At 70.3% G+C, this 26,480-nt stretch carries 23 protein-coding genes and 1 rRNA gene; 16 read left to right on the top strand and 8 right to left on the bottom strand.

Annotation, left to right across the window (positions count from 1 at the left end):
- The 9 genes from rrf to ACH5AC_RS36650 form a co-directional block, all read left to right on the top strand.
- A 5S ribosomal RNA gene (gene rrf, locus ACH5AC_RS36690) occupies positions 1–83 on the top strand; the annotation flags it as partial.
- Between the two features lie 61 nt (positions 84–144).
- Positions 145–789, top strand: a complete 645-nt coding sequence (locus ACH5AC_RS36685; RefSeq protein WP_398866682.1) for an HAD family hydrolase — start codon at positions 145–147, stop codon at positions 787–789.
- Positions 790–886: 97 nt separating this feature from the next.
- Complete coding sequence (locus tag ACH5AC_RS36680; protein ID WP_398866681.1) at positions 887–2,113, top strand: MFS transporter; 1,227 nt, start codon at positions 887–889, stop codon at positions 2,111–2,113.
- Positions 2,064–3,239: an acetoin utilization protein AcuC gene (locus tag ACH5AC_RS36675; RefSeq protein ID WP_398866680.1), complete on the top strand. Its 1,176-nt coding sequence runs from the start codon at positions 2,064–2,066 to the stop codon at positions 3,237–3,239. Before ACH5AC_RS36680 ends, ACH5AC_RS36675 begins: the two co-directional genes overlap by 50 nt.
- Before the next feature lie 753 nt (positions 3,240–3,992).
- The gene (locus ACH5AC_RS36670; protein WP_398866679.1) at positions 3,993–4,805 is read left to right on the top strand and encodes a phosphatase; all 813 of its coding nucleotides are present in this window, start codon (positions 3,993–3,995) and stop codon (positions 4,803–4,805) included.
- A gap of 134 nt (positions 4,806–4,939) precedes the next feature.
- Positions 4,940–5,152: a helix-turn-helix domain-containing protein gene (locus ACH5AC_RS36665; RefSeq protein ID WP_158101684.1), complete on the top strand. Its 213-nt coding sequence runs from the start codon at positions 4,940–4,942 to the stop codon at positions 5,150–5,152.
- Positions 5,153–5,309: 157 nt separating this feature from the next.
- Positions 5,310–5,408: a 30S ribosomal protein bS22 gene (locus ACH5AC_RS36660; protein ID WP_003948845.1), complete on the top strand. Its 99-nt coding sequence runs from the start codon at positions 5,310–5,312 to the stop codon at positions 5,406–5,408.
- 187 nt (positions 5,409–5,595) lie between these two features.
- Complete coding sequence (locus ACH5AC_RS36655) at positions 5,596–6,657, top strand: NAD-dependent epimerase/dehydratase family protein (protein WP_398866678.1); 1,062 nt, start codon at positions 5,596–5,598, stop codon at positions 6,655–6,657.
- Between the two features lie 22 nt (positions 6,658–6,679).
- Positions 6,680–7,765 (top strand): lysophospholipid acyltransferase family protein, encoded by a 1,086-nt coding sequence (locus ACH5AC_RS36650; protein ID WP_398866677.1) that lies wholly within the window; start codon positions 6,680–6,682, stop codon positions 7,763–7,765.
- Positions 7,766–7,909: 144 nt separating this feature from the next.
- Here ACH5AC_RS36650 and ACH5AC_RS36645 read toward each other — a convergent pair whose 3' ends face one another.
- From ACH5AC_RS36645 to ACH5AC_RS36635, 3 genes are all read right to left on the bottom strand, one after another.
- Positions 7,910–9,145, bottom strand: a complete 1,236-nt coding sequence (locus ACH5AC_RS36645) for a DUF5667 domain-containing protein (protein ID WP_398866676.1) — start codon at positions 9,143–9,145, stop codon at positions 7,910–7,912.
- A 256-nt stretch (positions 9,146–9,401) separates the two neighbouring features.
- Positions 9,402–10,190, bottom strand: a complete 789-nt coding sequence (locus tag ACH5AC_RS36640) for an ECF subfamily RNA polymerase sigma factor, BldN family (RefSeq protein WP_398866675.1) — start codon at positions 10,188–10,190, stop codon at positions 9,402–9,404.
- A 551-nt stretch (positions 10,191–10,741) separates the two neighbouring features.
- Positions 10,742–11,680 (bottom strand): HAD family hydrolase, encoded by a 939-nt coding sequence (locus ACH5AC_RS36635; protein ID WP_398866674.1) that lies wholly within the window; start codon positions 11,678–11,680, stop codon positions 10,742–10,744.
- Between the two features lie 161 nt (positions 11,681–11,841).
- On the opposite strand from ACH5AC_RS36635, the gene ACH5AC_RS36630 reads away from it, so the two are divergent.
- The 6 genes from ACH5AC_RS36630 to hemB all read left to right on the top strand — a co-directional run bounded on the left by ACH5AC_RS36630 (position 11,842) and on the right by hemB (position 18,757).
- Positions 11,842–12,126: a glutaredoxin family protein gene (locus ACH5AC_RS36630; RefSeq protein ID WP_398866673.1), complete on the top strand. Its 285-nt coding sequence runs from the start codon at positions 11,842–11,844 to the stop codon at positions 12,124–12,126.
- Positions 12,127–12,415: 289 nt separating this feature from the next.
- On the top strand, positions 12,416–13,186 hold the full coding sequence (locus ACH5AC_RS36625) for a redox-sensing transcriptional repressor Rex (RefSeq protein ID WP_398866672.1): 771 nt from the start codon (positions 12,416–12,418) through the stop codon (positions 13,184–13,186).
- Positions 13,183–14,943: a glutamyl-tRNA reductase gene (locus tag ACH5AC_RS36620; RefSeq protein WP_398866671.1), complete on the top strand. Its 1,761-nt coding sequence runs from the start codon at positions 13,183–13,185 to the stop codon at positions 14,941–14,943. Before ACH5AC_RS36625 ends, ACH5AC_RS36620 begins: the two co-directional genes overlap by 4 nt.
- Positions 14,940–15,908, top strand: a complete 969-nt coding sequence (gene hemC, locus ACH5AC_RS36615) for a hydroxymethylbilane synthase (RefSeq protein WP_398866670.1) — start codon at positions 14,940–14,942, stop codon at positions 15,906–15,908. Before ACH5AC_RS36620 ends, hemC begins: the two co-directional genes overlap by 4 nt.
- Entirely contained in the window at positions 15,905–17,605 is a 1,701-nt protein-coding gene (locus ACH5AC_RS36610) for a uroporphyrinogen-III synthase (RefSeq protein WP_398866669.1), read from the top strand. Before hemC ends, ACH5AC_RS36610 begins: the two co-directional genes overlap by 4 nt.
- Before the next feature lie 159 nt (positions 17,606–17,764).
- On the top strand, positions 17,765–18,757 hold the full coding sequence (hemB, locus tag ACH5AC_RS36605) for a porphobilinogen synthase (RefSeq protein WP_398866668.1): 993 nt from the start codon (positions 17,765–17,767) through the stop codon (positions 18,755–18,757).
- On the opposite strand, the gene ACH5AC_RS36600 is transcribed toward hemB, so the two are convergent.
- Positions 18,717–18,893, bottom strand: coding sequence for a hypothetical protein (locus ACH5AC_RS36600; protein WP_398866667.1), 177 nt, complete (start codon positions 18,891–18,893; stop codon positions 18,717–18,719). The two genes, hemB and ACH5AC_RS36600, sit on opposite strands and share 41 nt — an antisense overlap.
- A 304-nt stretch (positions 18,894–19,197) precedes the next feature.
- Between ACH5AC_RS36600 and ACH5AC_RS36595 the strand changes: the two genes are divergently transcribed.
- Positions 19,198–20,421, top strand: coding sequence for a PLP-dependent aminotransferase family protein (locus tag ACH5AC_RS36595; RefSeq protein ID WP_398866685.1), 1,224 nt, complete (start codon positions 19,198–19,200; stop codon positions 20,419–20,421).
- A 7-nt stretch (positions 20,422–20,428) separates the two neighbouring features.
- Here the strand turns inward: ACH5AC_RS36595 and ACH5AC_RS36590 are convergent, their stop codons facing one another.
- The 4 genes from ACH5AC_RS36590 to ACH5AC_RS36575 all read right to left on the bottom strand — a co-directional run bounded on the left by ACH5AC_RS36590 (position 20,429) and on the right by ACH5AC_RS36575 (position 26,371).
- Positions 20,429–21,907, bottom strand: a complete 1,479-nt coding sequence (locus ACH5AC_RS36590) for an immunity 49 family protein (protein ID WP_398866666.1) — start codon at positions 21,905–21,907, stop codon at positions 20,429–20,431.
- Between the two features lie 4 nt (positions 21,908–21,911).
- Positions 21,912–22,697, bottom strand: a complete 786-nt coding sequence (locus tag ACH5AC_RS36585; RefSeq protein ID WP_398866665.1) for a DUF4253 domain-containing protein — start codon at positions 22,695–22,697, stop codon at positions 21,912–21,914.
- Between the two features lie 125 nt (positions 22,698–22,822).
- Positions 22,823–26,005, bottom strand: coding sequence for a DNRLRE domain-containing protein (locus ACH5AC_RS36580; RefSeq protein WP_398866664.1), 3,183 nt, complete (start codon positions 26,003–26,005; stop codon positions 22,823–22,825).
- 90 nt (positions 26,006–26,095) lie between these two features.
- Positions 26,096–26,371 (bottom strand): hypothetical protein, encoded by a 276-nt coding sequence (locus ACH5AC_RS36575; RefSeq protein WP_398866663.1) that lies wholly within the window; start codon positions 26,369–26,371, stop codon positions 26,096–26,098.
- Positions 26,372–26,480: the final 109 nt, after the last annotated feature.

Raw genomic sequence — 26,480 nt, 5'->3', positions numbered from 1 at the left:
ACATTCCGAACCCGGAAGCTAAGCCTCACAGCGCCGATGGTACTGCAGGGGGGACCCTGTGGGAGAGTAGGACGCCGCCGAACAATTTTTGGAGAAAACCCCGCACCGGTCCGGTGCGGGGTTTTCTGCGTTTAGGCTCCCGGTATGCGCTATGACCTCGTCATCTTCGACAACGACGGAGTGCTCGTCGACAGCGAGCCCATCTCCAACCGGTTGCTGGCCGGCTATCTGACCGAGCTCGGGCATCCCACGACGTACGAGGACTCGATCCGGGACTACATGGGGTCGGCGATGCACCGGATACACGAGCTGGTCCTGGAGCGGAGTGGGCAGCGGTTGCCGGCGGACTTCGATGATGTCTTTCACCGGCGGGTCTTTGCCGCGTTCGAGCGGGAGTTGACGGCGGTGGCGGGGGTCGTCGAGGTGTTGGAGAAGCTGGTGGCGGACGGGGTGCCGTACTGTGTGGCGTCGTCCGGGAGCCATGAGCGGATCCGGGTGGGGCATCGGACTACCGGGCTGGATCGGTGGTTCGACGAGTCGCGGATCTTCAGTTCCGAGGACGTGGGGCGGGGGAAGCCGGAGCCCGATCTCTTTCTGTACGCGGCGCGGCGGATGGGGGTCGTGCCGGAGCGGTGCGTGGTCGTCGAGGACTCGCCGCTGGGGGTGCAGGCGGCTGTGGCGGCCGGGATGGATGTGGTCGGGTTCACCGCCATGACGCCGGCGGAGAAGCTCGCGGAGGCCGGGAAGCTCTTCTCCGACATGCGGGAGCTGGTCGGGGTGCTGGTCTGACCCGACCGACAACGACCCGACCGGCCTTGAAGCTGAGGAAAATTCATCTTTGGCTGGATCTACCCAGCGGTAGTCTCTGGCCCCTACGCTCGCGGCCATGACAGAAGTGCTGCGGCGCGGTCGGGCCTCGTTGGCGTTCAGCTTCTTCGCCCAGGGGGCTGCCTTTGCTCTGCTCGTGACCCGGATTCCGGCCATCCAGAACCGGTACGGGGTCTCCGACGCGCTGCTGCCGGTCTTTCTCGCGGCCGTGCCCGTGCTCGCCGGGGTCGGCAGTGTGAGCACCGAGCTGCTGGTGAAGCGGATACCGCCCAGTGTGGTGTTGCGCTGGTCGCAGCCGGTCGCGCTGCTGGCGCTGGTCGGGGTCGGGGCCGGGGAGCGGATGGGCGAGCTGGGGGCGGCGCTGGCGGCGTTCGGGCTGGCTGTGGGGGCGTTGGACGCGTCCATGAACATGCTCGGGGTGAGTCTGCAGCGGGCGTACGGGCGCAGCATCATGCTGAGCTTCCACGCCGCGTACAGCCTGGGTGGGATCGTGGGGGCCTCGCTGGCGTGGGCGGGGGCGCACTGGGGGCTGGCGCTGTGGGTGTCGTATCTGCCGGTGGTGGCTGTGCTGTTGCCGGCGGTGCTGGCGGGGAGTCGGTGGTATGTCGACGGGGGTGGCGGGGGCCGGCCGGAGGAGCCGGTGGGCGTGGTTGGGCGGGGTGGTGACGGCGTTGTCTTCAAGATGCTGCTGCCGTTGTGTCTGGTGATGGCGTTCGCCTATATCGGGGACTCGACGGTCTCCAACTGGAGTGCGAAGTATCTGCAGGATGTGCTGGGCAGCTCGGAGCAGCTGGCCACTGTGCCGTTCAACGTGTACATGGTGACGACGTTGGTGGGGCGGGCCGTGGGGGACTTCGGGGTGCGGCGGTTCGGGGCGGTCGCGGTGGTGCGGGGTGGGGCGGTGCTGGCCGCGGTGGGGTTCGCGGTGGTGGCGGGGGCGCCTGGGGCGTGGGTGGGGATGCTTGGGTTCACGTGTGTGGGGCTGGGGTTGTGTGTGCTGGTGCCGCAGACGTTCGCGGCGGCCGGGCGGTTGTTTCCGGGGGCTTCGGATGCGGCTGTCGCTCGGCTGAATATTTTCAACTATGTGGGGTTTTTGGTCGGTTCGCCGTTGGTGGGGGCGCTCGGGGATGTGTGGAGTTATCGGGGGGCGATGTTGGTGCCGATGGTGTTGGTGCTGGTGACGTTGGTGTATGCCCGGTCGTTCGAGGCTCAACCGGACCGATACGGTGGCGGGCATGAGCGGCCGCGCACAGCTGATGTGGGACGAGGCAGTAACGGGCTATGACTTCGGGCCCGAGCATCCGATGAATCCGGTTCGGCTGGAGCTGACCCGGAGTCTGGTGGGTGCGCTGGGGCTGGACCGCGAGGTGGATGTCGTCGCGGCGAAGCCGGCGGGGGAGTCCACGTTGCGGTTGGTGCATCGGGAGGACTACATCGCGGCGGTGAAGGCGGCCTCGGTGGATCCGGGGGCTGCCGATGTGTCGTACGGGCTGGGCACCGTGGATGATCCGGCGTTCGCCGGGATGCATGAGGTGTCGGCGCTCATTGCCGGGCAGTCGGTGGGGGCTGCGGAGGCGGTGTGGCGGGGGGAGGCGTTGCATGCGGTGAATTTCGCGGGTGGGTTGCATCATGCGATGCCTGGGGGTGCGTCGGGGTTCTGTATTTACAACGATGCCGCTGTTGCTATCGCTCGGTTGTTGGAGTTGGGGGCCGAGCGGGTGGCTTATGTGGATGTGGATGTGCATCACGGGGATGGGGTGCAGGCGGCGTTCTGGGAGGATCCGCGGGTTTTGACGATTTCGCTGCATGAGCATCCTCGTACGTTGTTTCCGCAGACGGGGTGGCCTGAGGAGACGGGGGCGGAGGGGGCTGCCGAGGGGTCGGCGGTGAATGTGGCGTTGCCGGCGGGGACGGGGGATGCGGGGTGGTTGCGGGCGTTTCATGCTGTGGTGCCGGAGTTGATTGCTGATTTTCGGCCGGATGTGTTGGTGACTCAGCACGGGGCGGATACGCATTTCGAGGATCCGTTGGCGCATCTTGCGGTGTCGGTGGATGCGCAGCGGGCTGTGCAGGTGGCCTGTCATGACTTGGCGCATGAGTATGCGGGGGGTCGGTGGGTGGCGTTGGGTGGGGGTGGGTATGCGGTGGTGGATGTGGTGCCGCGGTCCTGGTCGCATTTGGTGGGGGTGGTTGCGGGGAAGGCGGTGGCGCCGGAGACGGTGATTCCGGAGAGCTGGCGGGCGGAGGTTTTTGCTCGGACTCGGCAGTTGGGGCCGGTGCGGATGACTGATGGGCGGTGGCCGGTGGGGTGGGCTGCGTGGGAGGCGGGGTATGACCCGGCCGATCGGTTGGATCAGGCGGTGTTGGCTACTCGGCGGGCGGTGTTCCCGCTGCGGGGGTTGTTGGCGTAGGGGTGGCTGGGCTGGCGGTTGACTCGCCCCCGCCGCCCCTACCCGTCCCATCCCCAGGGGCTCCGCCCCTTCGACCCCACCAGGGGGCTCCGCCCCCTGGCCCCCCGCGGGGCTCCGCCCCTGCACCCCACCGGGGCTTCGCCCCTGGCCCCCGCAGGTCTGCTGCTCTGCACCCCCCTGTCGGTCTTCGCCCTTGCACCCCACCCGGGCCTTCGCCCCTGGGCCCCGCGGAACTGTTGCCTTGGCGACCTGCGGGGCTCCGGCACTTGGCCCCCGCGGGACTGTCGCCCCAGTCCTCTGCGGGGTATGCCTCTGGACACCGGCACGACGCGCCCCTGCATCCGGGGCTTCGGCTCCTGGTCGCCTGGGGACTGTAGCCCTGGCTATCTGCGGGGTTTGAGCCCCGCACCCCGCCGGGGCTTCGCCCCGCACCCCGCCGCTTCGCCGCTGGCCACCTGGGGGCAGCCGGCCCCTGCCCCCGGCGGGGCTTGCACCTGCACACCGGGGCTTCGCCCCCTGCACCCCACCGGGGCTTCGCTTTGTCCCTGGCCGCCGCAGGCTGTGGCTCTGATGCCTGCGCGGCTTGGCCCTCGGGTTCTGTCGTGGGGCTTGCACCGCAGTGGGGTGGGCGGCCTTGTGGTCAAGCTTCTCCAGCGGGCCGGAGGCGGGAGGGGGCGGTGGAGGTTAGGCCGGGGGTGGGGTGTTGGGGGGTTTTGGTGGCGGGGGGTGGGGGGTGGGGGCAGGATCGGGTGGGTGGTGAGTAGGGCGGGGTTGTGGGGGCATTTGGTGGGGGCTCGGTTGGCGGGGGTGGTGGGGACTTCGAGGGAGGTGAGTCTGCGGAGTTATCGGTTGTTTGCGGCGGGGGATCCTCGGGTGGTGTTGGGGGTGGGGCCTCAGGGGGTGTGGGCAGTGGATGAGGTGGTTGCGTTGATGGGTGAGCGGTGTGGTGGGGGGCGGGATCTGCGGGGAGAGGGGGAGGGGTTCATTGATCCGTGGCTCACGTTGCGGGGGTTGGACGCCTTTGGTGAGCGGGTCGGGGCCGTCGCTCAGCGTCGTGGGGCCGTATTGATCGGGACCGGGCATCCGCATCGGCTGCTCGGGTTCTACGCCGGGCTCGCGGACGCGCTGTCGGCGGCGGGGTGTGCCGTCCTCACCCCCGCGTATGGTCGCTGTGTCGACATAACGACCCGGTTCGGTCTACGTACGTACAACCTCGCGTACGTACGGGGAGTCGGGTTCCTGCGAGAAGCCGGCGGCGCGCGCACCGGTTGTGCGACCGGCGTGCATGCGCATTCGCCGCTCCCGGTTCGGGTGGCGCTGGCCGCTGCCGCGGAGGGTGGTGGGCCGCTGCCCGAGCTGGTGATCGGGGATCACGGGTGGGTCTGCGGGGCAGGTCAGCTGGGGTTTGAGGCCATTGGGCTGGCCGATGTGGATGACCCCGCCCTCTTCGTGGGGGAGGCCGAGGGGGTTGTGTCCGTGGTCGTTCCGGTTGATGACGCTGTGCGGTCTGATTACTACAGGCCGCTTACCCGCTACGTACTCAATCGGGCGTGTCTGTCACAGTAGGCCGTTGATGGGTGCACCTCTTCCCCACTCGCATCACCCGCCCCTAGTCTGGGGAGTGAGCACGCAGCGACGAAGAGTCACCGGAAGGGGAAGCCGGTGGCCGTCGAGTCGAGTGCGGAAGGTTCAGGTGTGTCATGGCTGCAGCTGGCGAGAGGCCTCTGAGCGAGGTTCAGTTCCTTACCGTGGCGGAAGTCGCCTCGGTGATGCGAGTGTCCAAGATGACCGTGTACCGGCTGGTGCACAGCGGTCATCTGCCCGCGATCCGTGTGGGGCGGTCCTTCCGCGTCCCGGAGAACGCGGTCCACGAGTACCTCCGCGATAGCTACGTGGGGGTGGAAACCGCCTAGTCCGCGAGTCCGGGGAGGTCCGAGTCCCCCGTGTCCCGGACCTCCCCAGCCCCTCGATTAACGACCTCGGCGCTCGGGCGGGTAGGCTAGCCCCTCGTAGGTCGTGTGGGCCCATGGCGCCCAAACACCGAGTGATGAGAAGTGAGCGAGGGTAGTCGTGGGCTCTGTTATCAAGAAGCGGCGCAAGCGGATGGCCAAGAAGAAGCACCGCAAGCTGCTCAAGCGCACGCGCGTTCAGCGTCGTAACAAGAAGTAAGAAGCCGTAAGGCGACGCGCCGAACGTCAACGAGCGTGGTTCGACCCCCCACCTGCTATCAGGTGGGGGGTCGTTTTTTTGCCCTGGCCGGCAGTCATCACAGCGCAACATCGAACCGCTAAGTTGGCTCCGCGGGGGAACGCGGCGGACGATGCGGAATACCAGTCCTGGAAGGAAGGCGCTGATCTTGGGAAAGGTCGTGCTGGTGACCGGAGTGGCGCGTCAGCTGGGAGGCCGGTTCGTACGACGGATCCAGCGTGACCCAGGGGTCGAGCGGGTCGTCGCCGTGGACGCGGTGCGGCCCGAGCACCATCTGGGCGGTGCCGAGTTCGTCCAGGCCGACATCCGGCAGCCGGCGATCGCCCGGGTGCTCGCGGAGACCGGTGCCGACACCGTCGTCCACCTGGATGTCACGGCCACCGCGCTGGGCAGTGGCAGCCGGGCCACGGTGAAGGAGACCAACGTCATCGGCACCATGCAACTCCTCGGCGCCTGTCAGAAGTCGCCCAGCGTGCGGCGGCTCGTGGTCAAGAGCAGTACGAACGTGTACGGGTCGGCGCCGCGGGATCCGGCCGTGTTCACCGAGACCACTCCGCCGAAGTCGCTGCCGAGTGGCGGGTTCGCCAAGGACACCGTCGAGGTCGAGGGATATGTGCGGGGGTTCGCGCGGCGGCGGCCTGATGTGGCGGTGTGTGTGCTGCGCTTCGCCAATATCCTCGGGCCGACCGCCGAGACGCCGCTGGCCTCCTATTTCTCCCTCCCGGTGCTGCCGACCGTGTTCGGGTACGACCCGCGGCTGCAGTTCGTGCACGAGGACGACGTGATCGAGGTGCTGCGGATCGCCTCGCACGAGCCGGCGCGGGGCACGCTCAACAGCGGCACCTTCAACATCGCCGGCGACGGGGTGCTGACGCTGTCCCAGTGCTCGCGGCGGCTCGGGCGGCCCACCGTGCCGCTGCTGCTGCCCGCCGTCACCTGGGCGGGCTCGCTGGTGCGTACGCTGGGGATGACGGACTTCTCACCCGAGCAGATCCGGCTGCTCACCCACGGCCGGGTCGTGGCGACGGACCAGATGCGCGAGACGCTGGGGTTCACGCCGAAGTACACCACCGCCGGGACCTTCGCGGACTTCGCGCGCAGCCGGGGGCCGGGACTGCTGCCCCCCGAGGCCCTCGCGGGGGCCGTCGACCGGCTCGCCGCGCTGCCCGTCCTGGGCGGCGGCCATCCCGCGACGCAGAACGCCGAGTGACACAGCGAGGAGCGCATCAACGATGGCGGACGCCAAGGTCATTCCGTTCGACGACGACCGGTCCCGCGGGGGCGCCGCACAGCGGCCGACGCGGCGCCGGGGCGCGGGGAGCCGACGCTCGGGCGGCGGTGAGCAGGCCGTGCCGGTGCGGGATGTGAGCGAGCTGCGGGGGGTTCAGGAAGTCGGTGGGGTCCAGGCTCTGCCCACCAGGGCCGACGCGCAGGATGATGTCCCTGTGACGGGTGAGCAGAAGCGGTCCGGGTCGGACTCGGGGCTGGAGCGGCGGATCGCGGGCGGGCTGTCCTTTCTGCGGCGCCGGCTCACCGGGGACTACGAGGTCGACGACTTCGGCTACGACGAGGAGCTCACCGACCAGGTCCTGATGTCGCTGCTGCGGCCGGTGTACGAGAAGTACTTCCGGGTCGAGGTGAAGGGCATCGAGAACATCCCGGCCGAGGGCGGTGCGCTGATCGTCGCCAACCACTCCGGGACGCTGCCGCTGGACGGCCTGATGATGCAGGTGGCGGTGCACGACCACCATCCGGCCGGGCGGCATCTGCGGCTGCTGGCCGCGGATCTCGTCTTCGTGCTGCCCGTCGTCAACGAGCTCGCCCGCAAGCTGGGGCACACCCTCGCCTGTGCGGAGGACGCCGAGCGGCTGCTGGGGCAGGGGGAGCTGGTCGGGGTGATGCCGGAGGGCTTCAAGGGCATCGGGAAGCCCTTCGGTGAGCGGTACAAGCTGCAGCGCTTCGGGCGGGGCGGCTTCGTCTCCACCGCCCTGCGCAGGCGCGCTCCGATCATTCCCTGCTCGATCGTCGGGGCGGAGGAGATCTACCCGATGATCGGCAACGCCAAGACGCTTGCGCGGGTGCTGGGCTTCCCGTACTTCCCGATCACGCCGACCTTTCCCTGGCTGGGTCCGCTGGGGGCGGTCCCGCTGCCGACCAAGTGGACGATCCAGTTCGGCGAGCCGATCCCGACGGACGGGTATTCGCCGGAGGCGGCCGAGGACCCGATGCTGATGTTCAACCTGACCGACCAGGTGAGAGAGCAGATTCAGCACACGCTGTACAAGTTGTTGGTGCAGCGGCGGTCGGTGTTCTTCTGACGCGGACGCGCCGCGTGACAGGGCGGGCGCAGCGGACGGGAGGGGCCAAGTTGTTGGTGCGGCGGCGGTCGGTGTTTTTCTGACGGTACGGCGATGGGGGCGCCCTTCCGAGAAGGGCGCCCCCATCGCCGTATATGCCCGTGGTTAGTCGGTGTCCTCGTGGTCGATGCTCAGGCCCGGGAGGAGGCCGGGGAGGAGGGGGCGGATGGTGACCTCCTGGTCGGGGGTCGGGGTCGGGGTGGTCAGGGTGGTGGTCGAGTCCTGTGGGGGGTCCAGGAGGCCGCCGGTGCTGCCGCCGAGGAGGCCGTCGTCCTCATGGGGCGTGGAGTCGGCCGACTGGCTGGGGTTGCTGCCGGTCTCGGGGCCGCCCGGGAAGGTGTTGCTGCCGGCGCTGGGCGCGGTGGAGCCACCGGTGCCGGGGGTGTCTGTGGACGACGAGCCGGTGCCCTGCCGCTGGTCCGTGCCGCTGCCGCCCTGGGCGGGGGGCTGCGGGAGGAGGGACTGCAGCGGGGCGACTTCCTGCTCTATGGCTTCGAGCACCGACGTGACCTCGTCCCGGACGTCGCCCAGCTGGAGCGGCAGCGCGTCGCGCAGGGTGCTCCAGGCGTCGCGGTTCGAGCGGGAGAACGCGTCGAGGGTCTGCATGGGGCCGAGCGAGTCGGGGTCCCGCTCGAACGCCTCGCGGAGCAGCCGGTGGCCCTCGGAGGCGTCGTGCCGCATCCCGGACAGGGTGCGGCGGATCTCGCCCACGGACTCGTGGTCGAGGTGGCCGCCGCGGCCGCGCTCCATGAGGCGGCGGGCCTCGCCGAGCCGGGTGGACGCCTGGTTCAGATACGCCTCGCCGCGCTCGCTGTCGTCGTCGGCGAGGTAGTTGAGCTTGAAGTCCTCGATGCCGCGCTTCAGCCCGTAGAGCGAGTCACCGGGGAGGGCGTCGGAGCTGGCGGCGGCGACCCCGCCGAAGGCTCCCGCGGCGACGCCGATGCTCAGGCCGCCCGCGGTGAGGCCCTTGGCGAGCCGACTGCGGGGGCGGAATCTGCCCAGTGCGGTCGCCCGGTGGGCGCCCCGGCTGCGGCTCCGCTGCTCGGGCACCGAAGGGTCCGCCGCCTCGCCTCCGAACGTGCCTTCCTGGAGCATCGCCTCCATCGCGGCGACCAACTGCGCCCGCTGGACGACCTTGACCTCGGGGTCGAGCTCCGGTTTCGGCAGCTCGGCGAGACCCGTGGCCAGGGCCAGGAAGTGGCCCTGTTCGGTCTGGTCCGCGGCGGCCGGTGCCGGTGGCGATCCTTCGGACTGCTCGGCCGCCGTGCCCCGGTCGGACTGCTCATCCAGGGCCTGGGCGAAGGCGTTCGCCCGCCGGTGCGCCGATACGTTCGCGATCACTGGCGGCACCTCCTCTCGTCATGACGGTCGACTCCCCGGGGGTTCTCGGGGTTGCACGTCCTCGACCGGTTCCCCGCGAACGGATGATCGGGGTCGGTCGGTACGTGACCACAGGGAGCCTGCATCCCGCACAACGACTGGCGCGGCACTTGGGTTACGGACGGCGGATGATCGGATCGGGAAGCCAACGGACTTTCACTGACCGTGAGTTGGGTATCGCGGATTGTGGGGGGGGAGGGGGATGGGTGGGGTCGGCTCAGCGGGCGTCGTCCGGAAGGAGGCGGGCGAGGGTGCGGACGGCGCGGTACTGGAGGGTCTTGATGGCGCCCTCGTTCTTGCCCATCACGCGTGCGGTCTCGGCGACGGACAGGCCCTGCAGGAAGCGGAGGGTGACGCACTCCTGCTGCTGGGGGTTGAGGCGGCGTACGGCGTCCAGCAGTGCGGCGTTGGAGAGGGACTCCAGGACGGAGTCCTCGGGGGAGCGCTCGACCTCGTTGGCGTCGAGCATCTCGCCGGTGGTGACCTCCAGGCGGAACCGGCTGGACTTGAAGTGGTCGGCGACGAGGTTGCGGGCGATGGTGACGAGCCAGGCGCCGAAGTCTCGGCCCTGCCAGGTGAAGGTTCCGATACGGCGCAGGGCGCGCAGGAACGTCTCGCTGGTGAGGTCCTCGGCGGTCGCCTTGCCGCCGACGCGGTAGTAGATGTAGCGGTAGACGGTGTCGCTGTACTGGTCGTAGAGGCGGCCGAACGCGTCGGCCTCGCCCGCCTGGGCGCGCTCCACGAGGTCCATCATCCGGGCGCTGTCGGCGGTGGGGCGGCGGGCGGTGGTTGCGGCGCCGGCGGCCGGGCGGCCGCGTCTGCCGACCGCGGCGGTGCCGTCGGCGAGTGCGTAGCACGGGCCGAGGGGGCCGACGGGGGCGGCGGTGGCGAGGGCGGGGACGGCGTACGCGGTGGGGACGAAACCGCGCAGCGTCTCTTTGACCGTTGCGACGGTTGCGCGCAGCGTAGCCAGGCCCGAGGCGTCAACCCCGACGTGTGGGTACACGGGACTCCCAGAGGCAGAGCTTCCATCACGTGCAGTACGGAACCTTTCACCCGTCGTAGCGACGGGGGGTGCCGGATTGCGTCTGAGGAGAATAACGCTTCGTGCAGGGGCTGCTACACCCAGTTGCTCAAATCATCGATTACGTCGCTTCTGTAACCGATTGACGCTCGATCAAGTGCCGGAGTGTGACCGGTTCTTGATCGAAAAGGTTCGGATTTCGGGTGGGTGCGGGGCGTGTTGTGGCTGTGCGCGGACAACAGGACTGGAGGGGGCGGTGAGGGGGTACGAGCGTGGGATTGGCCGGTTTGCGGGTGCGGGTGGCCCGCGTGATCGGGTGTGGCGCATTTCTGGTGCGGGTCGGTCGGGGCTGGGCGGGGGCGCAGCCCGTCGCTGCGGGGTGCCTCCCCCAGAGGGGGGACCCCCAGCCCACCCGTGCCGCCTGGGGGCACCTCCCAGGCCCTTAAGGCACTGGGGGAGGCACGACTGCCCGCAGCTACGGCGGCGGATGAGGGGATGCACGACTGCCCGCAGCTAGGGCAGGTGCCTGGCAGTTAACGGCGGCGGCGGTGCAAGGCGATGGCTGCTGCTGTGCCGCCGGCTACTGCGCCTACGCCTGCTGCTGCGGGGATGCCGACCTTGGCGGCCTTGCGGCCGGTGCGGTAGTCGCGGAGGCGCCAGTCGAGTTGGCGGGCGTGTTTGCGGAGTTTGGCGTCGGGGTTGATGGCGTAGGGGTGGCCGACGAGGGAGAGCATGGGGATGTCGTTGTGGCTGTCGCTGTAGGCGGCGCAGCGGGAGAGGTCCAGGGCCTCGGCGGCGGCCAGGGCGCGTACGGCCTCGGCCTTCGCGGGGCCGTGGAGGGGTTCGCCGACCAGTTTGCCGGTGTAGACGCCGTCGACCGACTCGGCCACCGTGCCGAGGGCGCCGGTGAGGCCGAGGCGTCTGGCGATCACCTGGGCGATCTCCACCGGGGCCGCCGTGACCAGCCACACCTTCTGGCCGGCGTCGAGGTGGGCCTGGGCGAGGGCGCGGGTGCCGGGCCAGATGCGCTCGGCCATGTACTCGTCGTAGATCTCCTCGCCGATCGACATCAGTTCGGAGACGCGGTGACCCTGGACGATCGAGAGGGCCGAGTCGCGGGCCTCCTGCATGTGCTCCGGGTCCTCGACGCCCGCCATGCGGAACCACGCCTGCTGCCACGCGAACCTGACGAGGTCGCGGGTCTCGAAGAACTTCCGCTTGTACAGGCCGCGGCCGAAGTGGAACAGCGCGGCGCCCTGCATGACGGTGTTGTCCAAGTCGAAGAAGGCGGCGGCGCGATGGTCGCCGGGCACCGGGAACTGCGGTTCCTCTTCGGTGACGCCCGGAGTGACCTGGGCGTCCTGGGTTTCCTGGGCGGACTTGCGCGCGGCCTCCGCCGCTGCCTCGCCTGCCAGCACGCTGCGCGCCGTGGCGGAGCGCCTACGAGGAGTGAGCCATCCGAGAGCGGCCATGGCGTGAGCATAGCCAGTTTGTTCGGTGGTTCCTCCAGCGGCGAGTTCGGAAGGTGTGAACTCTCCGCGACCGCGCCGTTAAAGGGAGTGCGGACGCCGCTTGGGCAACACGACCTTCGGGCCCTCGTCCTTACCGTCCGGCCCGGGCGAGAATGGTCGGCATGAGTCCCCTCTTTCGCCGTAAGGGTTCCGGTGCCGCGCCGCAGGACCGGCTTGTCACGTTGATCGGCAAGCCGGGGTGTCATCTGTGTGATGACGCACAGATCGTCATCGAGAAGGTCTGCGGTGAACTCGGGGTGCCCTGGGAGAAGAAGGACATCACTGAGGACCCCCAACTCCACGATCAGTACTGGGAACAGATCCCCGTGGTGCTCGTGGACGGAGCGCAGCACACCTTCTGGCGTGTGAACGAGGAGCGCCTGCGCGGAGAACTGACAGGAAACTGACCGGCCAGTCCAAGTGGCTGGAAAAGTCGCTTAGGATCGACGGCGACTTGGTCTCGGGGGGCGGGATTCGTGAGGAGAGTGTCCGGTTTTGCCCCCAACAAGAGAGGAACGCGGGTACGTGTGTGCCGGTTCCCCGTGGTCACGGCGGACGTGCGTGACCCCGGTCACGTTGGCCGGGCAAATCGGACACAATCTTTGTGCACGCGTTCACAAAGACATAGCCTGCATTCGACGGGGCGGTCCGGGGACGTATGACCGCCTGCAGCCCCGCTCTACCCGCAGGAGCACCGTGGCAACTGGCCGAACTCACCGACCGGCGACCCGTAGCCGAGGGATTCCCGAGGCCACCGTCGCTCGTCTTCCGCTGTACCTTCGCGCGCTGACCGCACTGTCGGAGCGCTCGGTCCCCACGGTCTCCTCCGAGGAGCTCGCGGCCGCGGCCGGGGTCAACTCCGCGAAGCTGCGCAAGGACTTCTCGTATCTGGGGTCCTACGGGACGCGCGGTGTGGGGTACGACGTCGAGTATCTCGTGTACCAGATCTCCCGCGAGCTGGGGCTCACCCAGGACTGGCCGGTTGTGATCGTCGGTATCGGTAACCTCGGCGCGGCGCTCGCCAACTACGGCGGGTTCGCCTCCCGTGGCTTCCGGGTCGCGGCTCTTATCGACGCCGACCCGGCCATGGCCGGAAAGCCCGTCGCCGGGATTCCCGTCCAGCACACCGACGACCTGGAGAAGATCATCCAGGACAACGGGGTGTCGATCGGGGTCATCGCCACCCCCGCCGGTGCCGCCCAGCAGGTCTGCGACCGGCTCGTGGCCGCCGGGGTCACCTCCATCCTGAACTTCGCACCGACCGTGCTGTCCGTCCCGGACGGGGTCGATGTGCGCAAGGTGGATCTCTCCATCGAGCTGCAGATCCTCGCCTTCCACGAGCAGCGCAAGGCCGGCGAGGAGGCCGCGCTGCCCGCCGCCGACGCCGCGCCGGCCGCCGTCAGCCGCGGCGACTCCGCCGCCGAGCAGGGGCCCGACGGGGACGTACCCGCCGTGATGCCGGCATGAGTCTCCTCGTCGTCGGGCTGAGCCACCGCAGTGCACCGGTGAGTGTGCTGGAGCGGGCTTCGCTGAGTGCGGACGCGCAGGTCAAGCTGTTGCACGACACGGTCGCGGCGGAGCCGGCGGCCGAGGCCGCGGTGCTTGCCACCTGCAACCGGATCGAGCTGTACGCCGATGTGGACAAGTTCCACGCGGGTGTCGCCGAGCTGTCCACGCTGCTTGCCCAGCACAGTGGGGTGGGGCTGGACGAGCTCACGCCCTATCTCTATGTGCACTACGAGGACCGGGCCGTCCACCATCTGTTCTCCGTGGCCTGTGGGCTGGACTCGATGGTCGTCGGGGAGGGGCAGATCCTCGGGCAGATCAAGGACTCGCTGGCGCGGGCGCAGGAGCTGCACACCGCCGGGCGGCTGATGAACGACCTGTTCCAGCAGGCGCTGCGGGTCGGGAAGCGGGCGCACTCCGAGACGGGGATCGACCGGGCCGGGCAGTCGCTGGTGACCTTCGGGCTGGAGCAGCTGGCCCGCAAGGGGGAGGTGCAGGGCTGGGCCGCGGGGAAGAAGGCGCTGGTCATCGGCGCCGGGTCGATGTCCTCGCTGGCCGCGGCGACGCTTGTGCGGGCCGGGGTGGGCGAGATCGTCGTCGCGAACCGGACGTTCGAGCGGGCCGAGCGGCTTGCGGAGATCTTGAACGAGGGTGACGGTACGGACGTGACGGCCCGCGCGGTGCCGATGGAGTCGGTGCCGGCTGAGCTGACAGGTGCTGACGTGGCCGTCTCGTGCACTGGGGCGACTGGGCTGGTGCTGACGGCTGAGGCGGTTGCCGCGGCGGTGCGTGGGCGCGTGGCCGTGGGCGGGGGGTCGGTCGCGCAGCCCGGCGCTGACGGGGTGCGGCCTGCGCCCACCCGTGCCGCCCCTGGGGGCACCTCCCAGGCCCTTAAGGCACTGGGGGAGGCACGACTGCCCGCGGGCTACGCGGGTGATGAGAGCTGTCCGCTTGAGCTGGGGCCTGTGCAGGCGGCTGGGTTCTCCGTTTTCGGGGAAGCGGCTGTGGCCGGGATGGATGCTGCGACGTTGGAGCAGCATGCTGCCTGGGTCGACAAGGGCAGTGTGGTGGAGCGGCGTGAGGATGCGCGGATCGATGCCGATGCCGAGCTGATCACCGCGCTGGCCGCGACCGTGGCGACCGTGGGGCGGATTCCCGAGCGGCGCCGGCCCGAGGCGGGCAGTGAGGTCGTACGGCCCGAGCCGGTGCTGTACCTGCTGGATCTGGCCATGCCGCGCGACATCGACGCGGCCGCGCACCGGCTGGCCGGGGTGCGGCTGGTGGACATCGAGTCGCTCGCGGAGGCTTCCGCGGACGCGCCGATGGCGGCCGATGTCGACCAGGTGCGGCGGATCGTGTCGGACGAGGTCGCCGCCTTCGGCGCCGCGCAGCGGGCCGCGCACATCACGCCCACGGTCGTGGCGCTGCGGGCCATGGCCGCGGATGTCGTGACGAGCGAGATCGCCCGCCTGGAGGGGCGGCTGCCCGGCCTCGACGACAAGCACCGGGCCGAGATCAGCCAGACCGTGCGGCGGGTCGTGGACAAGCTGCTGCACGCGCCGACCGTACGGGTCAAGCAGCTCGCGGCCGAGCCCGGCGGCGCCGGGTACGCGGACGCTCTGCGGACCCTGTTCGACCTCGACCCCGAGACGGTGGCCGCCGTGTCGCGGGCCGAGGACAGCACCGAGAAGAACGTGAAGAACCGAGGCCCGGTATGAGTGACAAGGCACTGAGGCCCCTGAGGCTCGGCACCCGGCGCAGCAAGCTCGCCATGGCCCAGTCCGGGCAGGTCGCGGACGTCGTGCGCCAGGTGACCGGACGGCCCGTCGAACTCGTCGAGATCACCACGTACGGCGATGTGTCGCGGGAGGCGCTGGCGCAGATCGGCGGCACCGGTGTGTTCGTCACCGCGCTGCGCGACGCGCTGCTGAAGGGCGAGGTCGACTTCGCGGTTCACTCGCTGAAGGACCTGCCCACGAGCCAGCCGGAGCAGCTGGTGCTGGCGGCCGTACCGGAACGTGAGGACCCGCGCGACGTGATCGTCGCCCGGGACGCGCTGAAGTTCACCGACCTGCCGCGCGGGGCGCGGATAGGCACCGGCTCACCGCGCCGCATGGCGCAGCTGAACGCGTATGCGCGCGGCCATGGGCTGGACATCGAGACCGTCCCGATCCGCGGGAACGTCGACACGCGCATCCGGTATGTGCAGGACGGCGAACTGGACGCGGTGGTGCTGGCTGCGGCCGGGCTGAACCGCATAGGGCGCGCCGACGAGATCACCGACTTCCTGTCGGTCGACACCGTGCTGCCCGCCCCCGGCCAGGGCGCCCTGGCGATCGAGTGCACCGCGGACAACACGGAACTCATCGCCGCGCTCGCCGAACTCGACGACCCGTACACCCGGGCCGCCGTGACCGCCGAGCGGTCACTGCTCGCCGCCCTGGAGGCCGGTTGCAGCGCCCCTGTGGGCGCACTGGCCGACCTCCTGGCCGACGGGCAGATTGTCAAGGAAATGCGCCTGCGGGGCGTCGTCGGCACGACCGACGGCACCCGCATGGTGCAGCTGTCCACCACCGGTCCCGTGCCCGAGACGCACGACCAAGCGCTGGCGCTCGGTCGCGAACTCGCTGCCGAGATGCTTGCGCAGGGCGCGGCCGGTCTGATGGGGGAGCGAGCACTTTGAGCCCCACCACCCTTCCTGCCGCCGGTCCTGAGCACGGGCACGTCACCTTTCTCGGTGCCGGACCCGGGGATCCGGGACTGCTGACTCTGCGCGCCGTGGAGGCGCTGGCGAACGCGGACGTCGTCGTCGCCGAGCACGAGGTGCTCGACGTCGTACGCGCCCACGCCAGGGCCGGTGTCACGCACCTGGACCCGGGTGCCTCCGCGGACGTTGTTCCGGGCACGGGCGCGCCTCAGCCGACGGTTGTTGACGGCGCGTCAACAACCGTTGCCGGCCCCGCTGTGCGGGATGCCGCACATCTTGTCATGGAGGTCGCGCGGGGCGGCAGGCGGGTCGTCCGTGCGGTGTCCGGGGACCCGGGACTTGATACGTACGCGGCGGAGGAAATGCTCGCCTGCGCGGCGGCCGGTGTGCCCTTCGAGGTCGTGCCGGGTGTCGCGGCGGCGGTCGGTGTGCCCGCGTACGCCGGTGTGCCGCTGCGGGACGCGCAGGGCGCGGACGTCCGGTTCGTGGAGGCCCGTACCGCCTCCGACCGGTGCTGGACCGAGGTGGGCGCGTCGGACGGGACGGTCGTGGTGTCGACGACGCTCGACTCCGTGGCCGCGGCGGCCGGTGAACTGGTGGCGGCCGGGCGCAAGCCCGATACGCCGATGACGGTGACCGTCGCCGGTACGACGACCCGGCAGCGCACCTGGACCGCCACGCTCGGGACCATCGCCCAGACGCTGAAGCAGGCCAAGGTGCTGCCGTCGCCGGAGGGCGGGCGGCCGGTGATAGCCGTGGTCGGTGAGCGCAGCGCCCCCGCCCAGCGCGACCAGCTCGCGTGGTTCGAGTCCAAGCCGCTGTTCGGCTGGAAGGTCCTCGTGCCGCGTACGAAGGAGCAGGCGGCGTCGCTCTCCGACCAGCTGCGCTCGTACGGGGCCGTGCCGCACGAGGTGCCGACGATCGCCGTCGAGCCGCCGCGCACGCCCCAGCAGATGGAGCGGGCCGTGAAGGGCCTGGTGACCGGCCGCTACGAGTGGATCGCCTTCACCTCGGTGAACGCGGTCAAGGCGGTGCGGGAGAAGTTCGAGGAGTACGGGCTCGATGCCCGGGCCTTCGCGGGCATCAAGGTGGCCGCGGTGGGCGAGCAGACCGCGAAGGCGCTGATCGCGTTCGGTGTGAAGCCGGATCTGGTGCCGAGCGGGGAGCAGTCGGCGGCCGGGCTGCTGGAGGACTGGCCGCCGTACGACCCGGTGTTCGACCCGATCGACCGGGTGTTCCTGCCGCGGGCCGACATCGCCACCGAGACGCTGGTCGCCGGGCTCATCGAGCTGGGCTGGGAGGTCGACGACGTCACGGCCTACCGGACCGTGCGGGCCTCGCCGCCGCCGGCGGAGACGCGGGAGGCGATCAAGGGCGGTGGGTTCGACGCCGTGCTGTTCACGTCGTCGTCGACCGTGCGGAACCTGGTGGGTATCGCCGGGAAGCCGCACAACGTGACCGTGATCGCGTGCATCGGTCCCGCGACGGCGAAGACCGCCGAGGAGCATGGGCTGCGGGTGGACGTGATGGCGCCCGAGCCGTCCGTGCACAAGCTGGCCGAGGCGCTCGCCGACTTCGGGCTGAAGCGGCGGGCCGCCGCCCTGGAGGCCGGGGACCCGGTGACGCGGCCCAGCGAGCGGCGGCCGGGGGCCCGGCGGCGCCGGGCGACCTAGTCGGCGACCTGGCCGGAGTACGCCATCAGGGCCCGTCCCCTTCCGGGGGCCGGCCCTGATGCCGTGTCGGACACTCGGCGTCATCGGCGCGGGCAGGGGAGGAAGGGCTCCGACGTCTCGTCGGTAAGAGGGGGTGGTGGGCGGGCGTAGCTTAGGGGCATGGCGAAGTACGGTTCTTTTCCCGGGGCGCGGCCGCGGAGGCTGCGTACCAGTCCCGTCATGCGGCGCATGGTCGCCGAGACCCGGTTGCATCCCGCCGACTTCATCCTTCCCGCCTTCGTGCGGGAGGGGGTCAGTGAGCCGGTGCCGATCGCGGCGATGCCCGGAGTGGTGCAGCACACCCGGGACAGTCTGAAGAAGGCCACTGTCGAGGCCGTCGAGGCCGGGGTCTCCGGGATCATGCTCTTCGGTGTGCCGGAGGAGGCGAAGAAGGACGCCCTGGGGACTCCGGGGACCGATCCCGACGGGATTCTCCAGGTCGCCATCCGTGATGTGCGGGCCGAGGTGGGCGATGAGCTGCTCGTCATGTCCGACCTGTGCCTCGACGAGACCACCGATCACGGGCACTGCGGGGTGCTGGACGCGCAGGGACGGGTCGACAACGACGCCACTCTGGAGCGGTACGCCGAGATGGCCCAGGTGCAGGCCGACGCAGGCGCCCATGTCGTCGGGCCCAGCGGGATGATGGACGGGCAGATCGGGGTCGTCCGGGACGCCCTGGACCAGATCGGGCGGGAGGACGTCGCGATCCTCGCCTACACCGCCAAGTACTCCTCCGCCTTCTACGGCCCCTTCCGGGAGGCCGTCGCCTCCTCCTTGCAGGGCGACCGCAAGACGTACCAGCAGGACCCGGCCAACTGGCGGGAATCGCTGCGGGAGCTCGCGCTCGACCTGGAGGAGGGCGCGGACATGGTGATGGTGAAGCCCGCCGGGCCCTACCTCGACATCCTCGCCCGCGTCGCCGACAGCGTGGACCTGCCCGTCGCCGCGTACCAGATCTCCGGCGAGTACTCGATGATCGAGGCCGCCGCCGAGAAGGGCTGGGTCGACCGGGACCGGGCCATCTTCGAGACGCTGACCGGCATCAAGCGGGCCGGGGCGCGCACCATCCTCACCTACTGGGCGACGGAGGCGGCTCAGAAGCTCCGCTGAGGTCCCACGAGAGCGAGGACGGGCCTTCGTCGCGCAGGCCCTCGCCGTCGTCGCACGCCGTCAGGGTGAGCGTGGCCGTGACGGTCAGCGCGGCGAGCAGCAGCAGGCGGATCGTGGGGCGACGGCGCGCGGGCATCGTGGTCGGCCTTTCCCTGCGGTGGGGGCGGAGGAGCGGACGGGGTCCGGGGCTGTCCCACCCTGCCGGGAGCCTTCGCCGGGAGGCCAGGGCCGACCGGGGTATCGGGACGACTTCGGCCCGCCCGCCGCGCTGACCTGCTGGGACAGGGTGATTGCGGGACGGTTCACGGGACGCCTGAGCGCCGCTCCGCCGTGTCCGTATCCCGAAAAAACTCTTGTAGGTGGCATCCATCTCCCTATGCTGCGGGCAGCCTCTCGCCCGTAGCCGAAGGAGCCATGCCGTGACCGCTGCCGCCCCTGCCATCCGTGCGGTCCCAAGCGACCCAGCCGCCTCCCGTCCGCCGTCGCTGGCCCTCAGGGCGCGGGCCGTGGGTGGGTCGCCCGTGCGGGACATACTCGCCGTCACCGCGCGCCCCGAGGTGATCAACTTCGCGGGTGGGCTGCCCGCGCCCGACGTCTTCGACCGGGAGGGCGTCGCGGCAGCCTTCCGTCAGGTCCTGGAGGAGACCCCCGCCCAGGCCCTTCAGTACGCCACCACCGAAGGCGAGCCCGCCCTGCGCGCGCTGCTCGCCGAGCGCCACACCGTGCGCGGGCTGGCCACCGACGCCGACGACCTGCTCGTCACCACCGGCTCCCAGCAGGCCCTCTCCCTGCTCGCCGCCGCACTGCTCGACCCCGGCGACACCGTCCTCGTCGAGAACCCCTGCTACCTCGCCGCCCTCCAGGTCTTCGGCCTCGCCGGCGCCCGTGTCGTCGCCGTCCCCGGGGACGCCGACGGCCCCGACCCGGACGCCCTCGCCGAACTCGTCGTGCGGGAGCGGCCCAAGCTGCTCTACACCGTCCCCACCTTCCAGAACCCCACCGGCCGCACCCTGCCCGCCGCTCGCCGCGCCGCGATCGCCTCCGTCGCCGCCCGGCACGGCCTGTGGATCATCGAGGACGACCCCTACGGGGAACTCCGCTACGACGGCGAACGCGTCCCCTGGATCGCCTCCTACGACGGCGCCGGTGACCGTACGGCCCTCCTCGGCTCCTTCTCCAAGGTCATGGCGCCCGGGCTGCGGCTCGGCTGGCTGCGCGGGCCGGCCGAACTGCGCCGCGCCTGCGCGGTCGCCAAGCAGGCGGCCGACCTGCACACCCCCACCGTCAACCAGCTCGCCGCGGCCCGCTACCTGGCCGACCGCGACCTCGACGCGCATGTGGCCCGGGTCGCCGACGTCTACCGGGAACGCCGTGACGCCATGCTCGCCGGGCTGCCGGACGCGCTGCCCGAGGGATCGACCTGGAACCGGCCCGAGGGCGGCATGTTCCTCTGGGCCCGGCTGCCGGAGCCGTACGACACGACCGCTCTGCTGCCCCGCGTCGTCGAGCACAACGTGGCGTACGTGCCCGGTGCCCCCTTCCACGCCGGTGAGCCCGACCTCGCGACCCTCCGGCTCTGCTTCGTGACGCAGACGCCGGAGGAGATCGGGGAGGGGCTGCGCAGGCTGGGCCAGGGGCTGACCGGGGCTAGGGCGGGCGGCTGAGCGGCCGTCAGGGTATGTGCTCGATCCGCTGCCCGTCGAGGAGGTAGCGCGGCAGGAACGGCAGGTCGGAGGGCAGCGGGAAGCCCCAGTCATGAGCGAGGCTCGCCATCGCCAGCGGGCCCAGGGCCACCTGGGCGCGCGGCGCCGGTGTCCCGCCCCAGTACGACCGGTGCTCCGCCAGGGCCTCGGTGAGCGTCTTGGCGAAGGTGTCGTGGTCCCGGGCGATAAGGCGGTGGAAGAGCGCGACCGGCTGGTAGTCGATCGCGTCCACGAACTGCCTCGGCGCGTGCGTGACGCCGGGGCCGGACGTCTCGATGGTGGCGCTCAGGTTCGCCACCACGTCGTCCATGGAGCCGTCGGCGGAGAAGTACGCCCGCAGGGTGTCGACCCAGTGCAGGACGTACGGATCGACGGAGTCGTCCTCGCGCAGCCGCCCCGGCGGCACCTCGCACAGCCGGCGGATCCGGTCACCCTGCCGGCACACGATCGCCAGGTAGAGCGCGTCGAGCCAGGCCCGCGCGTCGGCGGGCGGCGCGGCGGGGGCGGCCGGGAGCGGGCGTACGAGGTCCTCGTCCAGATGGCAGTCCAGCGGCCGGTCGGTGCCGGTGAACAGCGCGGTGCCGAGCTGTACGGCGGTGGCCCACGCGGCCCACGTGAACCCCGAGTCCGCCTGGGGATCGGCGGCGCAGCGGGCGTGGGCGAGCTCGACGACGGTGGAGAAGGCGGCCTTCGAAGCGGCGGGGACCGGGCCCTGCGCGAGGGCCGTCATCGACTCGGCGGCGCGTTCGGTCAGTTCGTCCGGGTCCGGCGCACCGGCCGTCGCCCGGCCGGGGATCCGGCCCGCCCGGTCCAGGCCGACCAGCCCCTTCATCAGGTCGAGCAGTTGCGGCGGCGGCTGGATCGAGAAGCGGCGGGCCTCCTCGTCGATGACGGTGAGGGACGTCAGGCCGCCCCGGTGCCACCAGTACAGGCGCGGGGACAGCGCGCCCCGGCCGTGGCTGTCCTCGTAGGCGCCGAGTGCGTACGAGGCGAGGTGGTTGACGGCGTCGACGACCCTGCCGTCCTCGATCGGGTGGTACACGAGGTTGTGCCGGCTGGGCATGACCACGAGGGCGCCCTCGTGCGGCAGGGACGCGCCGGTCGCCTCCTGGACGGCGGCGGCCAGATACAGCGCCTTGCTCGCGACGAAGTGCGAGTCGCCGTACAGGGAATGCAGGACCGTCCCCGCGTGGGGGATCTCCTCGTGCGTCACGGGCACGCGCATCAGGTTGTCGTACGCGGCCCTCCCGAGCTGCTCCGGGTCGGCTTGCGCCACGTCGGAGTCGGTGAGGATGCGGACGTCGGTGGGGCGGTCGAGGGCGTAGGCGAAGACGAGGTCGTCGGCGACCTGGCGGGCGTAGCGCAGGGCGCCGGCGATCTCCGGGGTGATCGAGTCGGCGGGGATCAGACGGGCGTGGATGCCGTGCAGCAGTTCGTCGGTGTTCATCGGCTCAGTCCCACCAGAAGGTCCAGGTGTGGTCGCCGACCAGCTCCTTGGCGTAGGCCGCGATGCCCTCCGGGCCGTCCTGGGTGATGTTGTCCGGGCAGAAGGCGAAGTGCTCGGCGGCGACGGCTTCGGCGTCGGCCTGGGTGGTCGGCGGGGCCGCCACGGAGACGACCAAGACGTCGAAGCCGAGACCGACCACGCGTATCCCGAACCGGTCCTCCCAGGAGCGCAGGACGGCGCACAGGCGGGCCACGTCGTTGTCGTGGTTCAGCGGGCCCGACCAGCCGACGGCGGCCGGGATGTCGGCGGAGCGGCGGGCCGGTACGAGGGCCAGACGGGGTTCCTGGAACCAGGACGGCGCGTCCTGCGAGAGGGAGTCGGCGAGACGGGCCGCGCAGGCGTCCGGGGCGATGGTGAGGGAGCCGGCGGGAGCGAGTCCGGGCCACTCGGGAACGTCGTCGTCCTCGGCCCAGTGCTCGGCGAGGACGTCCTCCGCCTCGTGATCCCCGGGGTAGGACACCTCCCCTGGCATCAACTCCCAGTTCTCCGGCGCGCCCTGCACCCCGCCCACATCCACCAGCACCGGCAGCAGACCCGCTCTGGCCGCCGGTACCCCCAGCGCCGTCCATGTGCCGGGCGCCGCCGACTTGCCCGAGCACCACAGCAACGGCTCGTGCCACACGCCCTCGTCGGTCTCGTCGATCAGTCTCCCCGGCGGGAGTTGAAGACCGAGGGAACGACCGCTCGGGTCGGTCGCCAGCTTGGGCAGCGGGTTGGGAAGAGTCGCCATGCCAGTGACTGTAGGCGCAGCCACTGACATTGATCTCGCCTCAGCAAGCGACCGAGCCCCGGCCTTCCGTGTGAGGATGGCCGGGGCTCGGCGCCGGTGTGTGCGTCAGCGGAATGGTGCTCCGGTCAGCCGAGGGCCTTCACCGTGCTCCAGTCCGTCGACAGGACGATCTTGACGGCTCCGCCGGTATTGGTCCTGGAGGGGTAGTAGACGCGGGTCTTGCCGTCGCTGAACACGACCCACATGTCGGGGATGCCGTCACCGTTGACATCGGGGATGCCGAGCGCCTTCGGCACGCTGGCCTCGGTCCAGCCGGTGCCGTAGGAGACGTCTCCGTTGAGGGAGTTGGACGCCAGTTTGATCGATGCGAGGTCGACGCTGCCGCTTACGGAGCCGGGCTTCCCGTGGCGGACGTACATGTTGCCGTTGTCCAGGTTGCGCCACAGCAGGTCGGGCGTGCTGTCGCCGTTGATGTCGGCGACGTTGACGATGTCGCGGCGGGCCCAGGCGTCGGAGTTCATCAGCGTCGCGGTCTCGAAGGAGGCGCCGGTGTAGCCGGAGAGTGCCCAGAACGCGGTGCCGGCCCGCAGCACCAGGTCGGGGCGCTTGTCGCCGGTGATGTCGCCGACGGCCTTGACCTGGGTCCAGGTCGACGGAGCCGGGGCGTCCGAGGGCAGTCGGATCTTCAGCCGCTTCTCGACGTTGAAGCTGCCGTAGCCGTCACCTGGGTAGAGCCAGAAGTTGCCGTCGGGGGTGACGGCGAACAAGTCGGTGGAGCCGTCGCCCGGGTAGGCGTCGTCGTAGTGGGTGATCAGGGCGGCCTTGCCCGTGGCGGTGTCGTACCAGTGGTTGGCCGGGTGGAGCTGCGCCTTGCCCGACTTGTCCACCGTGTACGCGGCGCCCAGGCAGGAATACAGCTCGCCGCCGGGGGCTCCGGCGCAGTTGAACAGGTCACTGCCGGAGTTGACGATCAGGAGGTCGGGGATGTCGTCGCCGCCGGTGTCGCCGGGGCCGTCGGCCTTGTCCCGTGGCGGGATGTACATGTTGTAGTCGGAGCGGACGCTCGCGTTGCCGTACTGGTCGTAGGCGTAGACGTTCAGCCAGGTGGGTCCGGCGTGCTCGGGCCTCAGGTCCGGTACGGTCGCGACCCCGCTGGAGTTGGCGGAGATCTCCTGGTAGCCGATGCCCTCGAAGGCGTACTTGAACTTCGTCGCGCCCACGGAAGTGAAGGTCACCGAGCCGGTCGAGCCGAACTTGACGTTGGCCCAGGTCTCGCCGTCCGAGGTGGCGCGGGGGAAGTCGGTGCTGGTGATCTCGGGCTGTGGCGGGCCGCTGCCGTCGACGGTGATGTTGCAGGGGAAGGTGCCCGGCGGGAAGAACGTGGAGACCAGGCCACCGGAGTCCTCGGCGCGCACGTCCCAGGCGTAGGTCGTCTTGTCCGTCAGCGGGAACGTGGTCGGGATGGTCTGGGTGGCGGTGCCGCTGCTGTTCGGGGTGACCAGGTATTCCTTGCGGGTGGTGGTGTCACCGTTCAACCAGAAGCGGAAGCGCAGCTTGCTGAGGTTGCCGTCGGGGTCCTTGGCGTTCGCCGACAGGACGATGTTGGTCTTGCCGACCGTCACGCCCGTGCCGCCGACGACGCAGGCGCCGCCGGGGGATGACTTGCCGCCCGTGGGCTCGTACGGCTTGCGGTTGTAGTTCACTTCCAGCGTCGCCGAGGTGGCACGGAATTTGCGCCAGGTCTGGGTGTCGGTCTCGGTGGTGGCGCGCATGCCGAAGGTGATGTTCGACCAGCCGCCGGTCGCGCCCTTCTGGGCGGCGCTCGTCACCGTGAACGACTCGTAGGCGTCGGGGCAGGAGCTGGAGGACCAGCCGTGCGCGAACGACTGGCGGTCGATCTCCGTGGACCAGCTCGGCTGCTTGTTCCACGTCGTGCCCGTCGAGATCCCTCCGGTCAGCCAGAGCTGGAACTGGCGGGTGGTGCAGGACCAGGAGTGGTTGTTGAGCACCTTGAAGTAAGCGGAGGAGACCGTCGCACCCTCGATGCTGCTGTCGAAGTCCATGCGCCAGAAGGAGCGGGCCGTGCCGCCGGTGGAGTCCTCGTGGCCGACGCGGGCGTCGGAGGTGCCGGAGTTGAAGTTGGTGCCGTTCCAGAAGCTGGTGTTCGGATATGGCTTGTACGCCGTCGTCCACGCCTCCCAGCCGGTGGTGGCGGTGGGGTCGACGAACAGCGGGAACTGCACGTCCGTGTCGGTGAGCAGACCGGTCTTGGCGACATCGAGGTCGAGCCGTGCCGTGCCGGTCTTGTCACCGACCAGCTGGATGGGCATGGGGGCGCTGTGGGCGCCGGGCTCGATGCCGCTCAAGCCGGACAGCTTCAACACGTCGGCGGGTGTGGCGACCGAGGTGCGCGGCGTCGACTGGTCGGCGGGGAGCTCGGGGTCACGGCCGCTGGAGTCCCAGGCGAACGGGGTGGGGATCGAGCCGATCTCCGTGCCGTCCTTGTCGAGGATCTGGATGCGTTCGGCGCTCTCGTCGTGCTGGAAGACGGCCGTCTTCGAGCGCAGTCCGTAGGAGACGGTGGCGAGGGCCTTGCTCTGCGCGGCTTCCTCGGTCTTGACGATGAGGAGCTGGGCGAAGCCGCCCTCCTCGCGGGCGACCAGGAGCAGGTCGACGCCGGGCAGGACCTCGGAGTAGAGGGCACGGGCGCCATCGAGGACCGGCTCGGGCAGGGCGCCGGGCCAGGTGTAGGTGATGGTGTGGCCGTTCACGTCCATCTCGGCCAAGACGCTCTCGACGGGGGCCTGAGCGTCCGTCAACGGGGCGCGGGCGTAGGAGCGGTCGGCGCGGTCCTTGCCGGGCGTGCCGCTGGAGAAGCGCACCGGTGCCGCCGGGTTGGCCGGCTGGATGCCGAGGCCGTCGGTGGTGTTGTCGGTGCGCCGCAGACGGTTGTCGATCGGGGCCCACTTGCCCTCGGCGTTCTTCGCTCGCTTCGGGACGGCGGTGATCTCCGTGTGCAGTTGCCCATCTGGCTGGGCCCAGGTCATGGAGTTGGCTGTGGTGGCGGTGTCGACGACGACCCGCTTGCCGGTGCGCTTGGCCTCCGCCTGGGCGGCGGCCTCATCACGGGGGCCGGTCGCGGCCTGCTGGGCGTCGGTCGCCTTGTTCGCCTGGGGCGCTGATGAGTCGTCGGGCTGCCACCACGGCAGCAGGGCTGTGGTCAGAGCGGCCAGGACGAGGCCGAGGGTGAGGGTCAGCCGGGTGCGCGTGCGCACGAATGGGCTGAGGAAACGAGGCGGCGCGGACACGGCTGCGGTCTACTCCCGTGTGGACCAGGCGAATGAGGACAGCACAGACAGCCCCGGTCGGCTGGCCGCGGGGCATGGGCGCGCACACGATCACACGATTCGCACTGCTCGTCCATGTGTGAATTCTTTATAAGGTCGTAATGAGGCTTTGGTGATTTCTTGACTGCCCGTCAGGTGTGCCGTGTTTGCGCCCTTTTGTGGCCCGCCGTGCATGGATAGCAATGGATTTTCACCATGCTTGGCGTTGGTGATCAAAAGCGGCGACTTGATCGCCTGTGTCGTGTGGCGCGTATCACATTCTCGCCGTTTTCGTCTGTCGGCCTCGATCTTGAATGAGCGGCGTGCATGACAGAGGGTTTCGGGCACGCATGCGCCTGAACAGGCACGTGCTTCTTGTTTGCATCGCCTGGTGGGAGTCGACGACGCGTATGCGTGCTCAACGTCCGCTGTCATGGCTGGGGCGGGGACGCCTGGC

It is taken from the genome of Streptomyces sp. NPDC018693, assembly GCF_044391385.1.
In the GTDB taxonomy this organism is placed as follows: Bacteria; Actinomycetota; Actinomycetes; order Streptomycetales; family Streptomycetaceae; genus Streptomyces.
Note: the sequence above shows the minus strand (reverse complement) of the source record. Positions and strands in the feature narration are given on the sequence as shown.

Bases quoted from the DNA above. Each gene is read 5' to 3' on its own strand.
- ACH5AC_RS36685 (WP_398866682.1), top strand. From the start codon at position 145: ATGCGCTATGACCTCGTCATCTTCGACAACGACGGAGTGCTCGTCGAC.
- ACH5AC_RS36680 (WP_398866681.1), top strand. From the start codon at position 887: ATGACAGAAGTGCTGCGGCGCGGTCGGGCCTCGTTGGCGTTCAGCTTC.
- ACH5AC_RS36675 (WP_398866680.1), top strand. From the start codon at position 2,064: ATGAGCGGCCGCGCACAGCTGATGTGGGACGAGGCAGTAACGGGCTAT.
- ACH5AC_RS36665 (WP_158101684.1), top strand. From the start codon at position 4,940: ATGGCTGCAGCTGGCGAGAGGCCTCTGAGCGAGGTTCAGTTCCTTACC.
- ACH5AC_RS36650 (WP_398866677.1), top strand. From the start codon at position 6,680: ATGGCGGACGCCAAGGTCATTCCGTTCGACGACGACCGGTCCCGCGGG.
- ACH5AC_RS36635 (WP_398866674.1), bottom strand. From the start codon at position 11,680: ATGGCCGCTCTCGGATGGCTCACTCCTCGTAGGCGCTCCGCCACGGCG.
- ACH5AC_RS36630 (WP_398866673.1), top strand. From the start codon at position 11,842: ATGAGTCCCCTCTTTCGCCGTAAGGGTTCCGGTGCCGCGCCGCAGGAC.
- ACH5AC_RS36620 (WP_398866671.1), top strand. From the start codon at position 13,183: ATGAGTCTCCTCGTCGTCGGGCTGAGCCACCGCAGTGCACCGGTGAGT.
- hemC (WP_398866670.1), top strand. From the start codon at position 14,940: ATGAGTGACAAGGCACTGAGGCCCCTGAGGCTCGGCACCCGGCGCAGC.
- hemB (WP_398866668.1), top strand. From the start codon at position 17,765: ATGGCGAAGTACGGTTCTTTTCCCGGGGCGCGGCCGCGGAGGCTGCGT.
- ACH5AC_RS36600 (WP_398866667.1), bottom strand. From the start codon at position 18,893: ATGCCCGCGCGCCGTCGCCCCACGATCCGCCTGCTGCTGCTCGCCGCG.
- ACH5AC_RS36590 (WP_398866666.1), bottom strand. From the start codon at position 21,907: ATGAACACCGACGAACTGCTGCACGGCATCCACGCCCGTCTGATCCCC.
- ACH5AC_RS36585 (WP_398866665.1), bottom strand. From the start codon at position 22,697: ATGGCGACTCTTCCCAACCCGCTGCCCAAGCTGGCGACCGACCCGAGC.